We start from the raw sequence: 14,546 nt of genomic DNA on the forward strand, positions 1-14,546 counted from the left end.
CTTGTCAGTCATGGCTTACAGCGATTCCACCTTCAATTTAACCGGACAGCAGTGAAGTCAGACATAAAAAAACCGGCCCTTGGTTTCCCAGGGGCCGGTCCAATGAGGGTATGGGTATGCTCCCTAGCCCTCCTCCTCCTCCATAAGACTTTTAATCAGACGCCCTTGGTGTCGATGTCGCCTTCCAGGTTCGGATAGCGCACATGGTCGACCAGGTCCTGAATCTCCTTGTTCGGCGCCGGGGAAATCAGGCTGCCGATGATCACGCCGAGGAAGCCGGCGGGAATGCCGAAGGTACCGGCAGCGATCGGGTTGATGTCCCACCACAGCGGAGCATTGACGCCGAAGAACGGATAGGTCAGGTACATGTAGTAGCCGCAGATGCCCAGACCCAAGCTCATGCCCAGCACCGCACCAAGGTAGTTGGCGCGTTTCCAGAACACCCCGCAGACCAGCGCCGGGAAGAAGCCCGAGGCCGCCAGCGAGAAGGCCGCGCCGACCAGGAACAGGATGTTGCCCGGCTTCAGGCTGGTGACGTAGGCGGCAATCAGCGCCACCACGAGCAACAGGCCCTTGGACACGGCCAAACGGCGTACCGTCGAGGCGTTCGGGTCGATCATCTTGTAGTACAGGTCGTGCGACATGGCGTTGGCGATGGTCAGCAGCAGGCCGTCAGCGGTGGAAAGCGCCGCTGCCAGACCGCCCGCCGCCACGAGGCCCGAGATCACGTAGGGCAGACCGGCGATTTCCGGGGTTGCCAGCACGATCAGGTCGCCGCCGATGACGATTTCCGCCAGCTGCACGATGCCGTCCTTGTTGATGTCGGCGATGTTCATCAGCGTCTTGTCTACGACAGACCAGTTGCTGACCCAGGCTGGCAGCGAGGCGAAGCTCGAACCCACCAGGTTGCTGTACACCTCATACTTGGCCAGGATGGCCAGGGCCGGTGCCGTGAAGTAGAGCAGGAAGATGAAGAACAGGCCCCAGAACACCGAGACGCGCGCCTCATGCACCGAAGGCGTGGTGTAGTAGCGCATCAGGATGTGCGGCAGGGCGGCGGTACCGACCATGAGACACATGATCAGGGCGAGGAAGTTCTTCTTCGCGATGCCACGCTTCTTCTCGATCTCCTCCGGCGTCCCACCACTGACCGCAAAGGCCTCGGCATGGGCCTTGACCGGCGCGGCTCGGGCGCCGACGCCCTTCTCGGCAGCCCAGGCCTTTTTGGCAGCCGCAGCATCAACCGGGAAGTCCTTGATGGCCTTCTCAGCAGCTTCGATCGCCTTCGCATCGGGGGTCGCCTCGGCCTTGAGCGCGGCAACCTTGTCCGCCAGCTTCTGCTTTTCAGCGGCGAGGAAAGCCGGGCCGTCCTTCTCCAGACCTGCCAGCTTCGCGGTCGCAGCAGCCGCACGCTCGCGGAATATGGCGCGCACCGACTCTTCCTTTGCGCCCTTGGGCGTGGTCTTGTCGTTGAATTCCTTTTCCAGCGCCGCAATCTTCGGCATCGAGTGCGTGTAAGCAACGATCTGCGGGATCGGGATGCCGGTATGCTTCACCGACAGCCACACCACCGGGATCATGTAGGCCACGATCAGGATGATGTACTGGGCCACCTGGGTCCAGGTCACCGCCTTCATGCCGCCGAGGAAGGAGCACACCAGGATGCCGGCCAGACCGACGAAGACGCCGACCTGGAACTCGAGGCCGGTGAAGCGCGCGGTGATGATGCCGACGCCGTAAATCTGCGCAATCACGTAGGTGAAGGAGCAGACGATGGCCGCAATCACGCCGATGAAGCGCGGCAGATGGCCGCCGAAGCGCGCGCCGAGGAAGTCCGGAATCGTGAACTGACCGAACTTGCGCAGGTAGGGCGCCAGCAGGATTGCCACCAGGCAGTAGCCGCCGGTCCAGCCCAGCACGAAGGCGAGGCCGTCGTAGCCGGACAGGTACAGGGTGCCGGCCATGCCGATGAAGCTGGCAGCAGACATCCAGTCGGCGCCGGTCGCCATGCCGTTGAACAGGGCGGGCACGCGTCGGCCGGCGACGTAGTACTCGCCGACGTCCGCCGTCTTCGACATGAAGCCGATGCCGGCATACAGCATGATGGTGGCGAACAGGAAGATGTAGCCGAGGACCTTGTTCGGCACGCCCAACTGTTCGAGGATGCCGACGAGGATGACGAAGGCAACGAAGCCGCCGGTATAGAAGGTGTAATAACGCTTCAGGTTGGCGGCGAATTGCGATTGGGTGACTTGTCCGGCCATTATTCGAGCTCCCCTTCGTGGACGCCGTATTCCTTGTCCAGGTTGTTCATGTAGTAGGCGTAGTAGGCGATGATCGCGACATAAATGATCAGCGAACCCTGTGCCGACATGTAGAAGCCCAACGGGCCGAGAAAGGTGATCTCGTTGAGTTCGCGGGCAAACCAGCCCATGACGAACGTGGACACGAACCAGACGACAAGCAAGATGCTGCTTATCTTCAGGTTGATGTTCCAGTACTGCTTATGCTTCTCAGTGAGTTGCATCTGGCACTCCTCCTTTTTGGTATGCGGCGAACCGGATCAGTTCGCCGTTCCTGTAACGCACGTCGGGATTCCCCTCTATCGCGCGCCGGTTTTCCCCCGGAGCAGTACCAACGTTATAGATGACCAACGCCAATTGCCCCAAGATGCCTGCATTGTCCGCCGAAAATCCTGACGTGAAGCTTACAGGCCGATGGGGAAGTTTCCGGCACTCGGTTTTTGCGGCGCTGCAGCATGCTGGCCCACCGCATGCGGCCGCTCCGGAAAGCTGACCCGAAACAGGCAGCCACGGCCCTTGGTGCCCGGCAACAGCTCGATGCGCGCCTGATGCAGCTCGGCAATCTCGGCGGCGATCGGCAGGCCCAGTCCGCTGCCATCCACATCGGTGCCGAGAACGCGATAGAAGCGCTCGAACACATTGGCACTTTCCTCCACGGGAATGCCGATGCCGTCATCATCGACCTCGACCACGGCCCGATTGCCGCCGTGCACACGCAGGGTGACGCAACCATGCCGCGGCGTGTACTTGATCGCGTTGTCGACCAGGTTGGCCAGCAGTTCGCGCAGCAGCAAGGGCACGCCCGAGACCATCAAGGGTGCGCCGTTGCCCTCGAAACCGAGGTCGATCTGTTTCGCCAGCGCACGCACCACCCATTCGCCGGCGACGTCTCGTGCCAGGGCGTCGAGGTCAACCGGAACCACACGGTGCAGCTTTTCGTGACTGGCCTCGGCGCGCGCCAGGATCAGCAACTGGTTGATCATGTGCGAAGCGCGGTCGGTGCTTTCGGCAATCAGTTGCAGGGCATGGCGCATCTGTGCCGGATCGGTTTCGGAGAGCGCGATCTCGGTCTGCGTCTTGAGCCCGGTCAGCGGGGTTCGCATCTGGTGCGCGGCCTGGGCAATGAAACGCTGCTGCGCCTGGAGATTGTCTTCCAGCCGTCCCATCATTTCGTTGAAGGCGACCACCAGCGGTCGCACCTCGTCCGGTACCGGATAAACCGGTATCGGCGACAAGTCCGTGGGCCGACGGCGGCGGATCCGGTCGCGCAATTTGTGCAGCGGCGCAATACCGCGCGTGAGGCCCAGATAGACCAGGATCACCGCCAGCGGGATGATGGCGAACTGCGGCAGCAGCACCCCGGAAATAATCCGCGAAGCAAGCTCCTCGCGCTTGCGCAGGGTTTCCGCCACCTGCACCACGACCGGCGGCAAGCCGCTCTTTACCGGAATGAAGGCATAGGCGATGCGCACGTTGTCGGCTTCGATACGGTCGTCGCGGAACAGGACCTTGCGCGCCTCGACCTGCGGCGGCAGATTGGGCCAGGGTATTTCCCGATCGCCGTGTAGCAGCTTGCTGTTGTGGCCGACCACCTGATAGAACAACATATCGGTATCTTCGGCATGCAGCAGGGTGCGTGCCGACGCCGGCAGGTTGACGGTGACCCGGTCGCCGTCGATGCTCACCAGGCGCATGATCGAGGCGACATTGTCGGCCAGTGCCTGGTCGTAGGGTTGGTTGGCGATGTAGCTGGCAACGTGGTTGGTGGCGGCAATCGATATCGGCCACAGCAGCAGCAATGGCGCCAGCATCCAGTCGAGTATCTCGCCGAACAGCGAATTCGGGTATTCGCTGTGCTGGAACGGATTCGAATCGCGCCGCACCTTCGCCGCGGGCGCCGCAGCGGCTGCAGCGGCGTCAGGCTCGGTCATCGGCGGCAGCGGCGGCAACGGCGGAATCGGCGGGCTTCTCCAGGCAATAACCAAGACCGCGCACCGTGGTGATGCGGGCGCCGCCCGGTTCCAGCTTCTTGCGCAGGCGATGGATATAGACTTCGATGGCGTTATTGCTGACCTCCTCACCCCAGCTGCACAACTGGTCCACCAATTGCTCCTTGCCCACCAGGCGCCCGGCGCGCAGCAGCAGTATCTCCAGCAGCGCCAGTTCGCGCGCCGAGAGCTCGACGATCTCGCCGTTGAGGCGGGCCATGCGCTCCGACTGGTCGTAGGACAGGGTGCCGACTTCGATCAGCGTCGGATTGCCGGTACCCCGCCGGGTAAGCGCCCGCGCCCGGGCAAACAGCTCCGGCAGGGCGAAAGGCTTGGTCAGGTAATCGTCGGCTCCCGCATCGAGCCCGCGCACGCGGTCCTCGACGCCATCCTGGGCCGTCAGCACCAGTACCGGCATGGTCAGCTTGCGCGCACGCAGGCGTTTGAGGACTTCGATGCCCGACAGGCGCGGCAAGCCCAGATCGAGAATCAGCAGGTCATATTGCTGGGACAGCAGGGCCGTATCGGCATCGGCGCCGTTATTGACATGGTCGACCGCATATCCGGATTTGCGCAGGGCGGCGATAAGCCCCTGGGAAATGATGCGGTCATCCTCTGCAAGCAATACTCTCATGGCGGCCTCGCGAAACAGGGTTTGGAGCGACGTTCGGTACTACGTTTCGGTGGAGACCAGGGCCCGCCTGAATCGCCTCAAGCGCTGCGGCCGAAACTAGAACCTCGTCGAGCTTGCCACAAATCAGGCCGAGGGCAAGCGGGCGCTGACGCCCGCCCAGAATTCGTCGGCCTTTTTCCTTCCTGCCATGCCCTGAACGACCTGACGACATTTTTCGAGTCTTGCGGTGAGATCTGCGACGTTCGTACATTTCTCGACCAGCGCGGTCAGATCGTCGGCTCCTGGTCCCAGATAGGTAACCAGCGCGCGGCAGGCAAAGCGCGAGGCCGATACCAGCGAAACCTCGACGGGCGGCGCGCCGGGCACCGCTTCAGGCGTTGCGGCTGCCGTCGACGCTGCGGGTGCAGCGGCCGGCTCGGCGCCGGAAGCGATCTCGATATAACCGTCCGCCAGCAGGTTGTTGAGTATGCCTTCGCTGGTCGGGTGGGAGTTCTTTGTCAGCAACTCGCGCCGGGTGGTCTTGTCATCGACCATGATCAGCATGGTCCGTTCCCGCATGCCGAGTCTGTTCGCGCGGGTGGCGATCTCGGTTCTTCCTTTTTCGGTTTTGCGATAAATACCCTCGCTACCCATGGAACTCCTCCTAGGAATACAGGCTTCCGCCAAATGATAGCGTGTCCGCCGCCGCGCCGGGGAGTAGTTTTGCGCGCCGCGGATTTCCATTACAAGCAGTGCTTGAGCTGGCTGTCCGTCAGAGCTGGTAGTTCATTTTCAGGCGCTGCTGCAGCGCCCTGGCCTGGCGGAATGCCTCCTTCAGGATTCGGCGGTCGAGCTGATTGAGGCGGCCGATGAAAATCCGGTTGTCGCCTGGCCGTCCCTGGCCGGCTTCCAGGTGCTGGTGACGCAGACGCAATAGCTGGATGTAATGGAAGGCGTCGATCAGGCTATCCACGCCGTCGCCGCCGGGCAATTTTTCCGAGCGCCGCAGGCGCGTGACGGTCGATGCGGCATCGATGCCGTGGGCCAGCGCGAGCACGCGCGCGGCATCGACGAACAGCCGCGCGCCCGACTTCTTGAGATCGATGTAGGCCTTGCCCTGTTCGTCGCTCTCGGTGACGAAGTCGCGGATCATGCCCAGCGGCGGGGCGACCGTCAGCGCGTTCTGCGCCAGCATGCGCTGGAAGGCCGAATTCGCCATGCTCAGGCCGAACAGGTGTTGGTGCATGCGCGCGGCGAGGTCCCGCTTGCCGTAGATCGCGCGGAAATCGAAGAAGATCGTGGCGTTGAGCAGCGCCTCGGGCTGGGGCGAGCGTATCCAGTGGCTGAACTTCTGGCGCCATTCGTCGAGCGTCAGGCACCACTCGGGGTTGCCGGCCATGATGTTGCCCTTGCACAGCGGAAAGCCGCAGCGGTCGAGATCCTGGTTGACGTTCCGGGCGAAGGCCAGCAGGCGTGCGCGGAAGGCATCGCGCCGGGATGCATCGGCGGCCAGGAAAACGATGCCGTTGTCCTGGTCGGTGGCCAGCGTCTGTTCCTCGCGGCCCTCCGAGCCGAATGCCAGCCAGGCCCACTCGATCTCGTCCACGGCATGACGGCGCAGGTTCAGTTGCAGGATGCGCGCGGTCGCCGCATCGTTGAGCGTCGAGATGTACTGCGTCATCTGTTCCGCGCCTACGCCCTGCGCCAGCATGTTGAAGGCCGATTGCTGCACGTCGCGCAGCGCCGCCAGCAGCGCCTCGATGTCGTCGGCGGATTCGATGGCGCGGCGCACCTGGCCGACGCCGACCCGTTGCAGGGCGAACAGGTCGCGCTCCGAAATCACCCCCGACAGGCGCCCCGCCTGATCGACCAGCAGCAGGTGGCGGATGCCGCGCGAGGCCATGGTGAATATCGCGTCATAGGCCGTGGCGGTTTCCGGCAGCGTGGCCGGACTGTGCGACATCACCTCGGTCAGCGGCTGCTCCAGCGGCACCCGGCCCAGCACCACGCGCCGCACCACGTCGGACTGCGTCATCAGGCCGATCGGCGCACCGTCGCCATTGACCGCGACCACCGAGCCGGTCTTGTGCTCGCCCATGATTTCGACCGCGCGCCGGATCGGCGTTGTCGCTTCGACCGAGATCGGGGCGCGCTTGATCAAATCGATCAGCCGGGTATTGAGCGACTGCGTCGCGTTGGCCTGCTGCGCAAAATGCGCCTGCAACTGCTGCCGCGACTGGCTCACCAGCGACGCCAGATAGCCGGTGCAATGCCGGCTGAAGGCCGGGCTCAGCGCCAGCAATTGATGGAAGTCGGCGGCCGGCAGCAGCCAGGCCTCGACCCCGGTGAGCGCCGTATAGACATTGGCCGACGCACGGCGGCCGGAGAGCGCGCCGATCGGAAAGCATTCGCCGACCGCAAGCGTCAGCTCGGTCTCGCCCGCAGTGCCGGCGGCGCCGGCCGAGACGGCCTGGACCTTGCCGCGGACGATGATGAACATCGCCTGCGCCGCGCCCTGCTCGGGCGACACCATCACGGCGCCGGCGGCAAACTTCGCCGGCTGCAGATGCCCGTCGAGAAAGGCCAGCGCCTCTGGCTCGAAACGGTCGAAAGGCGGGTAGGGACGCAGGGTTTCGGCAAACGACGGAGCAGTCATCATCGCGGGCAACAGGCTTGAGGGAAGCCCGATTCTAATGGACCCGCGCCGCACCGCAACATGCGCGCCACATGCCGACGCCGTACCGCCAGCGCCAACTTTCGCGCCTCAAAAGCAAAACCCCCGCCCCTGTTTCCAGAGTCGGGGGTCTCGCTAAAGCACGGCCCCAGTAGGACGGGGGTACGGGGGGAACCTGGGTTCCCCCTGTTCGTAACTTTGGATATGCAATCGGTAAAACCGATTACATATCCATGCCGCCCATGCCGCCCATGCCACCCATACCGCCCATGCCGCCCATGCCGCCGCCGGCCGGCTTGTCTTCGACCAGCTCGGCCACCATGCAGTCGGTGGTCAGCATCAGGCCGGCCACCGAAGCGGCGTTCTGCAGCGCGGTGCGCGTGACCTTGGTCGGGTCCAGCACGCCCATCGCCACCATGTCGCCGTATTCGCCGGTCGCGGCGTTGTAGCCGAAGTTGCCCTTGCCTTCGAGCACCTTGTTGATCACCACGGACGGCTCGTCACCGGCATTCGCGGCGATTTCGCGCAGCGGCTGCTCCAGGGCGCGCAGCACGATCTTGATGCCGGCGTCCTGTTCGTGGTTGTCGCCCTTGAGCGAAATCGCGGCGCGGGCGCGCAGCAGGGCCACGCCGCCGCCGGCGACGATGCCTTCTTCAACGGCGGCACGCGTGGCGTGCAGCGCGTCTTCGACGCGGGCCTTCTTTTCCTTCATTTCCATTTCGGTCGCGGCACCGACCTTGATCAGCGCAACACCGCCGGCCAGCTTGGCCACGCGCTCCTGCAGCTTTTCCTTGTCGTAGTCGCTGCTGGCTTCCTCGATCTGGGCGCGGATTTGCGTGACGCGGCCCTTGATCGTGTCTTCGGCGCCGGCGCCGTCGATCAGCGTGGTGTTTTCCTTGGCGACTTCGACGCGCTTGGCCTGGCCCAGATCCTTCAGGGTGGCTTTTTCCAGCGTCAGGCCGACTTCCTCGGCGATCACCGTGCCGCCGGTCAGGATGGCGATGTCTTCGAGCATGGCCTTGCGACGGTCGCCGAAGCCCGGGGCCTTGACGGCGACGGTCTTGAGGATGCCGCGGATGTTGTTCACCACCAGGGTGGCCAGAGCTTCGCCATCGACGTCTTCGGCGACGATCAGCAGCGGACGGCCGGCCTTGGCGACTTGCTCGAGTACCGGCAGCAGGTCGCGGATGTTGGAAATCTTCTTGTCGTGCAGCAGGACGAAGGGATTGTCCAGAATCGCGATTTGCTTGTCCGGGTTGTTGATGAAGTAGGGCGACAGGTAGCCGCGGTCGAACTGCATGCCTTCGACCACTTCGAGTTCGCTTTCCAGTGACTTGCCGTCTTCGACGGTGATCACGCCTTCCTTGCCGACCTTGTCCATCGCATCGGCGATGATCTTGCCGATGTCGGCGTCGGCGTTGGCCGAGATCGAGCCGACCTGGGCGATTTCCTGGGTCGTGGTGCACGGGCGGGAAATCTTCTTCAGCTCTTCGACGACGGCGATCACGGCCTTGTCGATGCCGCGCTTCAGATCCATCGGGTTCATGCCGGCGGCGACGAACTTCATGCCTTCGCGGACGATCGACTGGGCCAGCACGGTGGCGGTGGTGGTGCCGTCACCGGCGACGTCGGAGGTCTTGGAAGCGACTTCCTTGACCATCTGCGCGCCCATGTTCTCGAACTTGTCCTTCAGTTCGATTTCCTTGGCGACCGAAACGCCGTCCTTGGTGATGGTCGGGGCGCCGAAGGAGCGCTCCAGAATCACGTTGCGGCCTTTGGGGCCGAGGGTCACCTTGACTGCGTCGGCGAGGATATTGACACCACGAACCATGCGTTGACGCGCGGAATCGCCAAATTGAACTTCTTTAGCTGCCATTATTTAATCTCCTAGAATTCTGTATCGATATGTCCCGGGCAGGGCCTGGGCACGGTATCCCCTGGCGGGATTAGAGCTCGACTACGCCCATGATGTCTTCTTCACGCATGACCAGCAGTTCGTCGCCGTCGACCTTGACGGTCTGGCCCGAGTACTTGCCGAACAGCACGCGATCGCCAACCTTGAGCGACATCGGGCGAACTTTGCCGTCGTCCTGGATCTTGCCGTTGCCGACAGCCTTGACTTCACCTTGATCGGGCTTTTCCGCGGCGTTGTCGGGAATGACGATGCCGGAAGCGGTTCTCTTCTCTTCTTCGAGGCGCTTGACGATTACGCGATCATGCAAGGGACGGATTTTCATGGGGTGATCTCCTCTTAAACTGGGTTGGAACAGAAATGAGCAGTTGCGGCCGGGCCGCAAGACTGAATCGGGCAGAGAGCCGTGATTGGCACTCATCGCCAGCGAGTGCTAATAATAGGGCCTTATGTCCCGTTCTTCAAGGGGTTCCCGAATAAATTGCTGTCGCCACCGACGCGTGCGGGGGTGGCCGCGACCCGAACTTTGGCGTCTCGGGGCTGCCGTATAACAGCGGTTTGCCGCGCCATGACCGGCGAACCGGCTCGGCTTGGTCGCCTGTAAGGATAAGCCGCCCAGTGCCGACCAAGGACCACCAAGAATAATCACGACCCCGGAGCCCACCCATGCGCGACACCTACCACCTGCTGCAGAAGACCGATTTTCCGGCCTTGCGCCGCGGCCGGCTGGAAACCCTGCAAGCCAATCTCGGCTATCGCTGCAACCAGTCCTGTTTTCATTGCCACGTCGCGGCCAGCCCCAAGCGCACCGAGGAAATGGCCTGGGACACCATGGAACTGATGCTGCAGTTTGCCCGCCGCCAGGGCATCGTCACGCTCGACCTGACCGGCGGCGCACCGGAACTCAATCCGCATTTCCGCCGCCTGGTGCAGGCCGCCCGCGCCCAGGGCTTGCGTGTCATCGACCGCTGCAACCTGACCATCCTCAATGAACCCGGGCATGAAGACCTGGCCGAATTCCTCGCCGCCAACGCGGTCGAGATCGTCGCCTCGCTGCCCTGCTACCTGGAAGAGAACGTCGACCGCCAGCGCGGCGACGGGGTGTTCGATTCAAGTCTGGCCGGCCTGCGCAAACTCAATGCCCTGGGTTACGGCCTGCCGGACAGCGGCCGGATCCTGAACCTGGTCTACAACCCGGTCGGCGCAACCCTGCCGCCGCCGCAGGAACCCCTGGAGGCCGCCTACAAGGAGCAACTGGCGATCCGCTACGGCATCGTCTTCAATCGCCTGTTCGCGCTGGCCAACATGCCGATCCAGCGCTTCGGCAGCCAGCTCGTCTCGCGCCAGCAATTCGACGGCTACATGGGTTTGCTCAAAGGCGCGCATCGCGACGAAAATCTGGCCGGCGTGATGTGCAAGACGCTGATTTCGGTAAGCTGGCAGGGTCAGGTCCATGACTGCGACTTCAACCAGATGCTCGGCATGCCGCTGGGATGCGCCGCAGCGCCCGTGCATCTGGCCGATTTGCTCGACGTCGACATCAACAACATGCCGATCCGCGTCGCCGGCCACTGCTACGGCTGCACCGCCGGCCAGGGCAGCAGTTGCGGCGGCGCGCTCGATTCACATTCGCCCCAGGAGGAAACATGCACGAACTCGTGAAGGACTACTACGGCAAGCAGCTTTCCGGCACCGCCGACCTCAAGACCAGCGCCTGCTGCGACGCCTCCAGCGTGCCGGGCTGGCTCAAGCCGCTCTTGGCGCGCATCCACCCCGAGGTGCTGGAGCGCTACTACGGCTGCGGCCTGGTGGCGCCGCCGCTCTTGGCCGGTTGCCGGGTGCTCGACCTCGGCAGCGGTTCCGGGCGCGACGTGTATGCGCTGGCGCAGCTCGCCGGCGCGGCGGGCGAAGTGGTGGGCGTGGACATGACCGACGAGCAACTGGCCGTGGCGCAGCGCCATCGCGAGCATCATCGCGTCGCCTTCGGCTATGAGCGCGACAACGTGCGCTTCCTGCACGGCTACATCGAGCGCCTCGACGAACTGGATCTGGCGCCGGGCAGCTTCGACGTCATCGTCTCGAACTGCGTGGTGAACCTCTCGCCCGACAAGGAGGCGGTGCTGCGCGGCGTGCATCGCCTGCTCAAGCCCGGCGGCGAGTTCTACTTCTCCGATGTGTATGCCGACCGCCGCGTGCCGGAAAGCGTAAAGAACGATCCGGTGCTCTATGGCGAATGCCTGGGCGGCGCGCTGTACTGGAACGACTTCCTCGGCCTGGCGCGCCAGGCAGGCTTTCGCGATCCGCGCCTGGTGGAAGACCGGCCGCTGCTGGTCACCGATCCCGAACTGGCGCCGCGCACCGCCGGCGTGAACTTCCATTCGGCCACCTACCGCCTGTTCAAGCTCGACGGACTGGAGTCCGACTGCGAGGATTACGGCCAGGCCGTGGTCTATCGCGGCAGCATCCCGCAGCACGCGCAGGCCTTCGTCCTCGACAAGCACCATCGCATCGAAGCGGGGCGCGTGTTCCCGGTCTGCGGCAACACTTTCCGCATGCTCAAGGAAAGCCGGCTGGCGCCGCACTTCGATTTCATCGGCGACTTCTCGCGCCACTACGGCCTGTTCGAGGGTTGTGGCAAGGCGCTGCCGTTCAACGTAAATGCGGACGCCAATGCGGGAGCCGGCAACGGCACCAGCAGCGGCGACGAAAGCTGCGGCTGCTGCTAGCGGTCGGCGATGCGGACGTCGATACTTTGTGGGGCCGGCCTCACCCGGCCGGGGTGGATGGCGCTGTAGGGCCGGCTTCAGCCGGCCAGGGGTGGATGGCGGACTGAAGTCCGCCCTACGGTCCGCCCTACGGTCCGCCCTACGGCCCGCTTAACGATGACACTTGCTTGGAGAGCACTGCACTCATGGAACCCGTCCTCATCGGCATTGCCCTGTTCCTCGCCTTCGGCAACGGCGCCAATGACAATTTCAAGGGCTTCGCCACGGTCTGGGGTTGCGGGCTGCTGAACTACCGGCGCGCGCTGGTCCTGGCGACGCTGGCCACGGTAGCCGGCAGCCTGGTCTCGCTGGTGCTGGCGCAGTCCCTGGTCGCGCAATTCACCGGCCGTGGCCTGGTGCCCGATGCCGTGGCAGCCGCGTCGAGCTTCATGCTGCATGCCGGAGCCGGCGCCGCCTTGACGATTTTCGCGGCGACGCGCGCCGGCCTGCCGGTGTCGACCACGCACGCGCTGATCGGCGGCCTGATCGGCGCCGGCCTGGCCGAGCCCGGCGGCGAGATGCGCTATGGCGCGCTCGCCAGCCTGTTCCTGTTGCCCCTGCTGATGAGCCCGCTGCTGGCCGCGGCGCTCGGCATGCTGGCGTCGCGTGGGCTGAAGCTGCGGCCAGACGTGGACTGCGCCTGCATCATCGCGCCGGCGCCGGCCTGCGTCGCACAGGGCGACGGCAGCCTAGCGCTGGCATCGACCGCCGTGTCGCCAGCGCCAACTTTCGTGATTGACGCGGACGCGCATTGCCAACGGCAACCCGGCCTGATCGCCCGACTCTCGCTGCCGGATTTCGCCGACCGTGCGCACGTCCTCTCGGCCGCAGCGATCTGCTTCGCCCGCGGCGTGAACGACACGCCCAAGCTGGCCGCGCTGCTGCTGGCCGGGCAGATCATGGACGCCTCGACGGCGGTATTCGCCATTGCCGCCGTGATGGCCGCCGGCGGCATCATTTATGCGCGTCGGGTTGCCGAAACCATGAGCCGGCGCGTCACTCGCCTGGACAACGGCCAGGGCCTGGCCGCCAATCTCATCACGGCAGCGCTGGTGTTGCTCGCCAGCAAGTTCGGTCTGCCGGTGTCCACCACCCATGTCTCGGTCGGCTCGATCGCCGGCGTCGGCGCGGCCGCCGGGACGCTGGACTGGACCACCGTGCGCAACATCGCTCTGGCATGGATAATCACGCTGCCCCTGGCGGCCGCCATCGCATGGCTGGCCGCGAACCTCTTCGTAAGCTTCGCAACTCTCGCGTAGGATGTCCGACATGAACGAGCAAGCACTGAAGCATATCGCCGCCTGCGTCTTCGATGCCTACGGCACCCTGTTCGACGTCAGCAGCGTCGCCCGTGGCGCGCAGGACGCGCTGGGCGAACGCTGGCAGGCGCTGTCCGACCTGTGGCGCACCAAGCAGTTGCAATACACCTGGTTGCGCGGCCTGGGCGGGCATCACGCCGACTTCTGGCAGGTGACCGGCGATGCCCTCGACTTCGCCATGGGCACGCTCGGCATCGAGGATGACGCCCTGCGCGCGCGGCTGATGGATCTCTATTTGCGCATCGCCGCCTACCCCGAGGTGCCGGCCATGCTGGCCGAGTTGAAGTCGCGCGGCATCAAGCTGGCGATCCTCTCCAACGGCACGCCGCAGATGCTGGCGGCGGCCGTCGCCAACTCCGGAATCGCGGAGTATTTCGACGCCGTGCTGTCGGTCGAGGAAGTCGGCGTCTTCAAGCCGCATCCCAGCGTGTATGGCATGGCGCCGCAGCGACTCAAGGTGAGCAAGGAGCAGATCTGCTTTCTCTCGTCCAATGGCTGGGATGCATTCGCCGCCAAGGCCTTCGGTTTCCGCGTGTTGTGGTGCAACCGTTTCGGCCAGATGCCCGAGCGCATTCCCGGCACGCCGGACGGCGAAATTGCCGATCTGTCGCTGCTGCCGGCCCGGCTTGCGCGCTGAATGTTTCGCCAGGATCTGTCGCAAGCCTTCACGCGCACCATGGGCTGTAGCGGCAGCGAACTGGCCGCCTGGTTGCAGCGTGCCTTGCCGCAAGCCAGCCTGGCCATCGAGTCGAATGCCGCGATTGGACACTGCCGCGCGAGTTATGCCGATGGCGAACTGCTGATCGAATGGCACGCCCTGGAGCCGCGCCGGATCGCCTTGCTCAGCGTGCCGCAACTCGAAGTGCAATTCAGCTACAGCGGCATGCCGCAAGAACGGCGACAGGCGATCCAAACTTACTTCGATCGCGCCACGCAGCGCGGCGGTGGCTAAGGGTGCCCGCCTGGTGATCC

General features: G+C 64.4%; 13 protein-coding genes. 5 read left to right on the forward strand and 8 right to left on the reverse strand.

Annotation, left to right across the window (positions count from 1 at the left end; translation table 11 throughout):
* Positions 1-155: 155 nt before the first annotated feature.
* The 8 genes from RMO95_RS03535 to RMO95_RS03570 all read right to left on the reverse strand — a co-directional run bounded on the left by RMO95_RS03535 (position 156) and on the right by RMO95_RS03570 (position 9,815).
* Positions 156-2,264: a sodium:solute symporter family protein gene (locus RMO95_RS03535; RefSeq protein WP_310449210.1), complete on the reverse strand. Its 2,109-nt coding sequence runs from the start codon at positions 2,262-2,264 to the stop codon at positions 156-158.
* On the reverse strand, positions 2,264-2,527 hold the full coding sequence (locus RMO95_RS03540; RefSeq protein ID WP_310449211.1) for a DUF4212 domain-containing protein: 264 nt from the start codon (positions 2,525-2,527) through the stop codon (positions 2,264-2,266). The genes RMO95_RS03535 and RMO95_RS03540 overlap by 1 nt, the downstream gene beginning before the upstream one ends.
* Before the next feature lie 180 nt (positions 2,528-2,707).
* Complete coding sequence (locus RMO95_RS03545; protein ID WP_310449212.1) at positions 2,708-4,234, reverse strand: sensor histidine kinase N-terminal domain-containing protein; 1,527 nt, start codon at positions 4,232-4,234, stop codon at positions 2,708-2,710.
* On the reverse strand, positions 4,221-4,925 hold the full coding sequence (locus RMO95_RS03550; protein ID WP_310449213.1) for a response regulator: 705 nt from the start codon (positions 4,923-4,925) through the stop codon (positions 4,221-4,223). Before RMO95_RS03550 ends, RMO95_RS03545 begins: the two co-directional genes overlap by 14 nt.
* A gap of 123 nt (positions 4,926-5,048) precedes the next feature.
* A complete protein-coding gene (locus RMO95_RS03555; RefSeq protein ID WP_310449214.1) occupies positions 5,049-5,648 on the reverse strand; it encodes a hypothetical protein in 600 nt (199 codons plus the stop codon).
* Positions 5,649-5,676: 28 nt separating this feature from the next.
* The gene (locus tag RMO95_RS03560; protein ID WP_310449215.1) at positions 5,677-7,563 is read right to left on the reverse strand and encodes a DUF294 nucleotidyltransferase-like domain-containing protein; all 1,887 of its coding nucleotides are present in this window, start codon (positions 7,561-7,563) and stop codon (positions 5,677-5,679) included.
* Positions 7,564-7,801: 238 nt separating this feature from the next.
* Positions 7,802-9,454 carry a chaperonin GroEL gene (gene groL / locus RMO95_RS03565; RefSeq protein WP_310449216.1) on the reverse strand — a complete coding sequence of 551 codons (1,653 nt, stop codon included), beginning with the start codon at positions 9,452-9,454 and terminating at the stop codon, positions 7,802-7,804.
* A gap of 70 nt (positions 9,455-9,524) precedes the next feature.
* The gene (locus RMO95_RS03570; protein ID WP_310449217.1) at positions 9,525-9,815 is read right to left on the reverse strand and encodes a co-chaperone GroES; all 291 of its coding nucleotides are present in this window, start codon (positions 9,813-9,815) and stop codon (positions 9,525-9,527) included.
* A 341-nt stretch (positions 9,816-10,156) separates the two neighbouring features.
* On the opposite strand from RMO95_RS03570, the gene arsS reads away from it, so the two are divergent.
* From arsS to RMO95_RS03595, 5 genes are all read left to right on the forward strand, one after another.
* On the forward strand, positions 10,157-11,152 hold the full coding sequence (gene arsS, locus RMO95_RS03575; RefSeq protein ID WP_310449218.1) for an arsenosugar biosynthesis radical SAM (seleno)protein ArsS: 996 nt from the start codon (positions 10,157-10,159) through the stop codon (positions 11,150-11,152).
* Complete coding sequence (locus RMO95_RS03580; RefSeq protein WP_310449219.1) at positions 11,137-12,216, forward strand: methyltransferase domain-containing protein; 1,080 nt, start codon at positions 11,137-11,139, stop codon at positions 12,214-12,216. Before arsS ends, RMO95_RS03580 begins: the two co-directional genes overlap by 16 nt.
* Before the next feature lie 185 nt (positions 12,217-12,401).
* Complete coding sequence (locus RMO95_RS03585) at positions 12,402-13,514, forward strand: inorganic phosphate transporter (protein ID WP_310449220.1); 1,113 nt, start codon at positions 12,402-12,404, stop codon at positions 13,512-13,514.
* Between the two features lie 10 nt (positions 13,515-13,524).
* A complete protein-coding gene (locus RMO95_RS03590; protein WP_310449221.1) occupies positions 13,525-14,211 on the forward strand; it encodes a haloacid dehalogenase type II in 687 nt (228 codons plus the stop codon).
* Entirely contained in the window at positions 14,212-14,526 is a 315-nt protein-coding gene (locus RMO95_RS03595) for a hypothetical protein (protein ID WP_310449222.1), read from the forward strand.
* The last annotated feature ends 20 nt before the right edge of the window (positions 14,527-14,546 follow it).

The organism is Sulfuritalea sp. (assembly GCF_031426875.1).
Classification (GTDB): Bacteria; Pseudomonadota; Gammaproteobacteria; order Burkholderiales; family Rhodocyclaceae; genus Sulfuritalea.

Excerpts from the sequence above, each read along its gene's own strand:
- groL (WP_310449216.1), bottom strand. The coding sequence starts at position 9,454 with ATGGCAGCTAAAGAAGTTCAATTTGGCGATTCCGCGCGTCAACGCATG.
- RMO95_RS03585 (WP_310449220.1), top strand. The coding sequence starts at position 12,402 with ATGGAACCCGTCCTCATCGGCATTGCCCTGTTCCTCGCCTTCGGCAAC.
- RMO95_RS03535 (WP_310449210.1), bottom strand. The coding sequence starts at position 2,264 with ATGGCCGGACAAGTCACCCAATCGCAATTCGCCGCCAACCTGAAGCGT.
- arsS (WP_310449218.1), top strand. The coding sequence starts at position 10,157 with ATGCGCGACACCTACCACCTGCTGCAGAAGACCGATTTTCCGGCCTTG.
- RMO95_RS03570 (WP_310449217.1), bottom strand. The coding sequence starts at position 9,815 with ATGAAAATCCGTCCCTTGCATGATCGCGTAATCGTCAAGCGCCTCGAA.
- RMO95_RS03560 (WP_310449215.1), bottom strand. The coding sequence starts at position 7,563 with ATGATGACTGCTCCGTCGTTTGCCGAAACCCTGCGTCCCTACCCGCCT.
- RMO95_RS03545 (WP_310449212.1), bottom strand. The coding sequence starts at position 4,234 with ATGACCGAGCCTGACGCCGCTGCAGCCGCTGCGGCGCCCGCGGCGAAG.
- RMO95_RS03595 (WP_310449222.1), top strand. The coding sequence starts at position 14,212 with ATGTTTCGCCAGGATCTGTCGCAAGCCTTCACGCGCACCATGGGCTGT.
- RMO95_RS03580 (WP_310449219.1), top strand. The coding sequence starts at position 11,137 with ATGCACGAACTCGTGAAGGACTACTACGGCAAGCAGCTTTCCGGCACC.
- RMO95_RS03540 (WP_310449211.1), bottom strand. The coding sequence starts at position 2,527 with ATGCAACTCACTGAGAAGCATAAGCAGTACTGGAACATCAACCTGAAG.
- RMO95_RS03550 (WP_310449213.1), bottom strand. The coding sequence starts at position 4,925 with ATGAGAGTATTGCTTGCAGAGGATGACCGCATCATTTCCCAGGGGCTT.
- RMO95_RS03590 (WP_310449221.1), top strand. The coding sequence starts at position 13,525 with ATGAACGAGCAAGCACTGAAGCATATCGCCGCCTGCGTCTTCGATGCC.
- RMO95_RS03555 (WP_310449214.1), bottom strand. The coding sequence starts at position 5,648 with ATGGAAATCCGCGGCGCGCAAAACTACTCCCCGGCGCGGCGGCGGACA.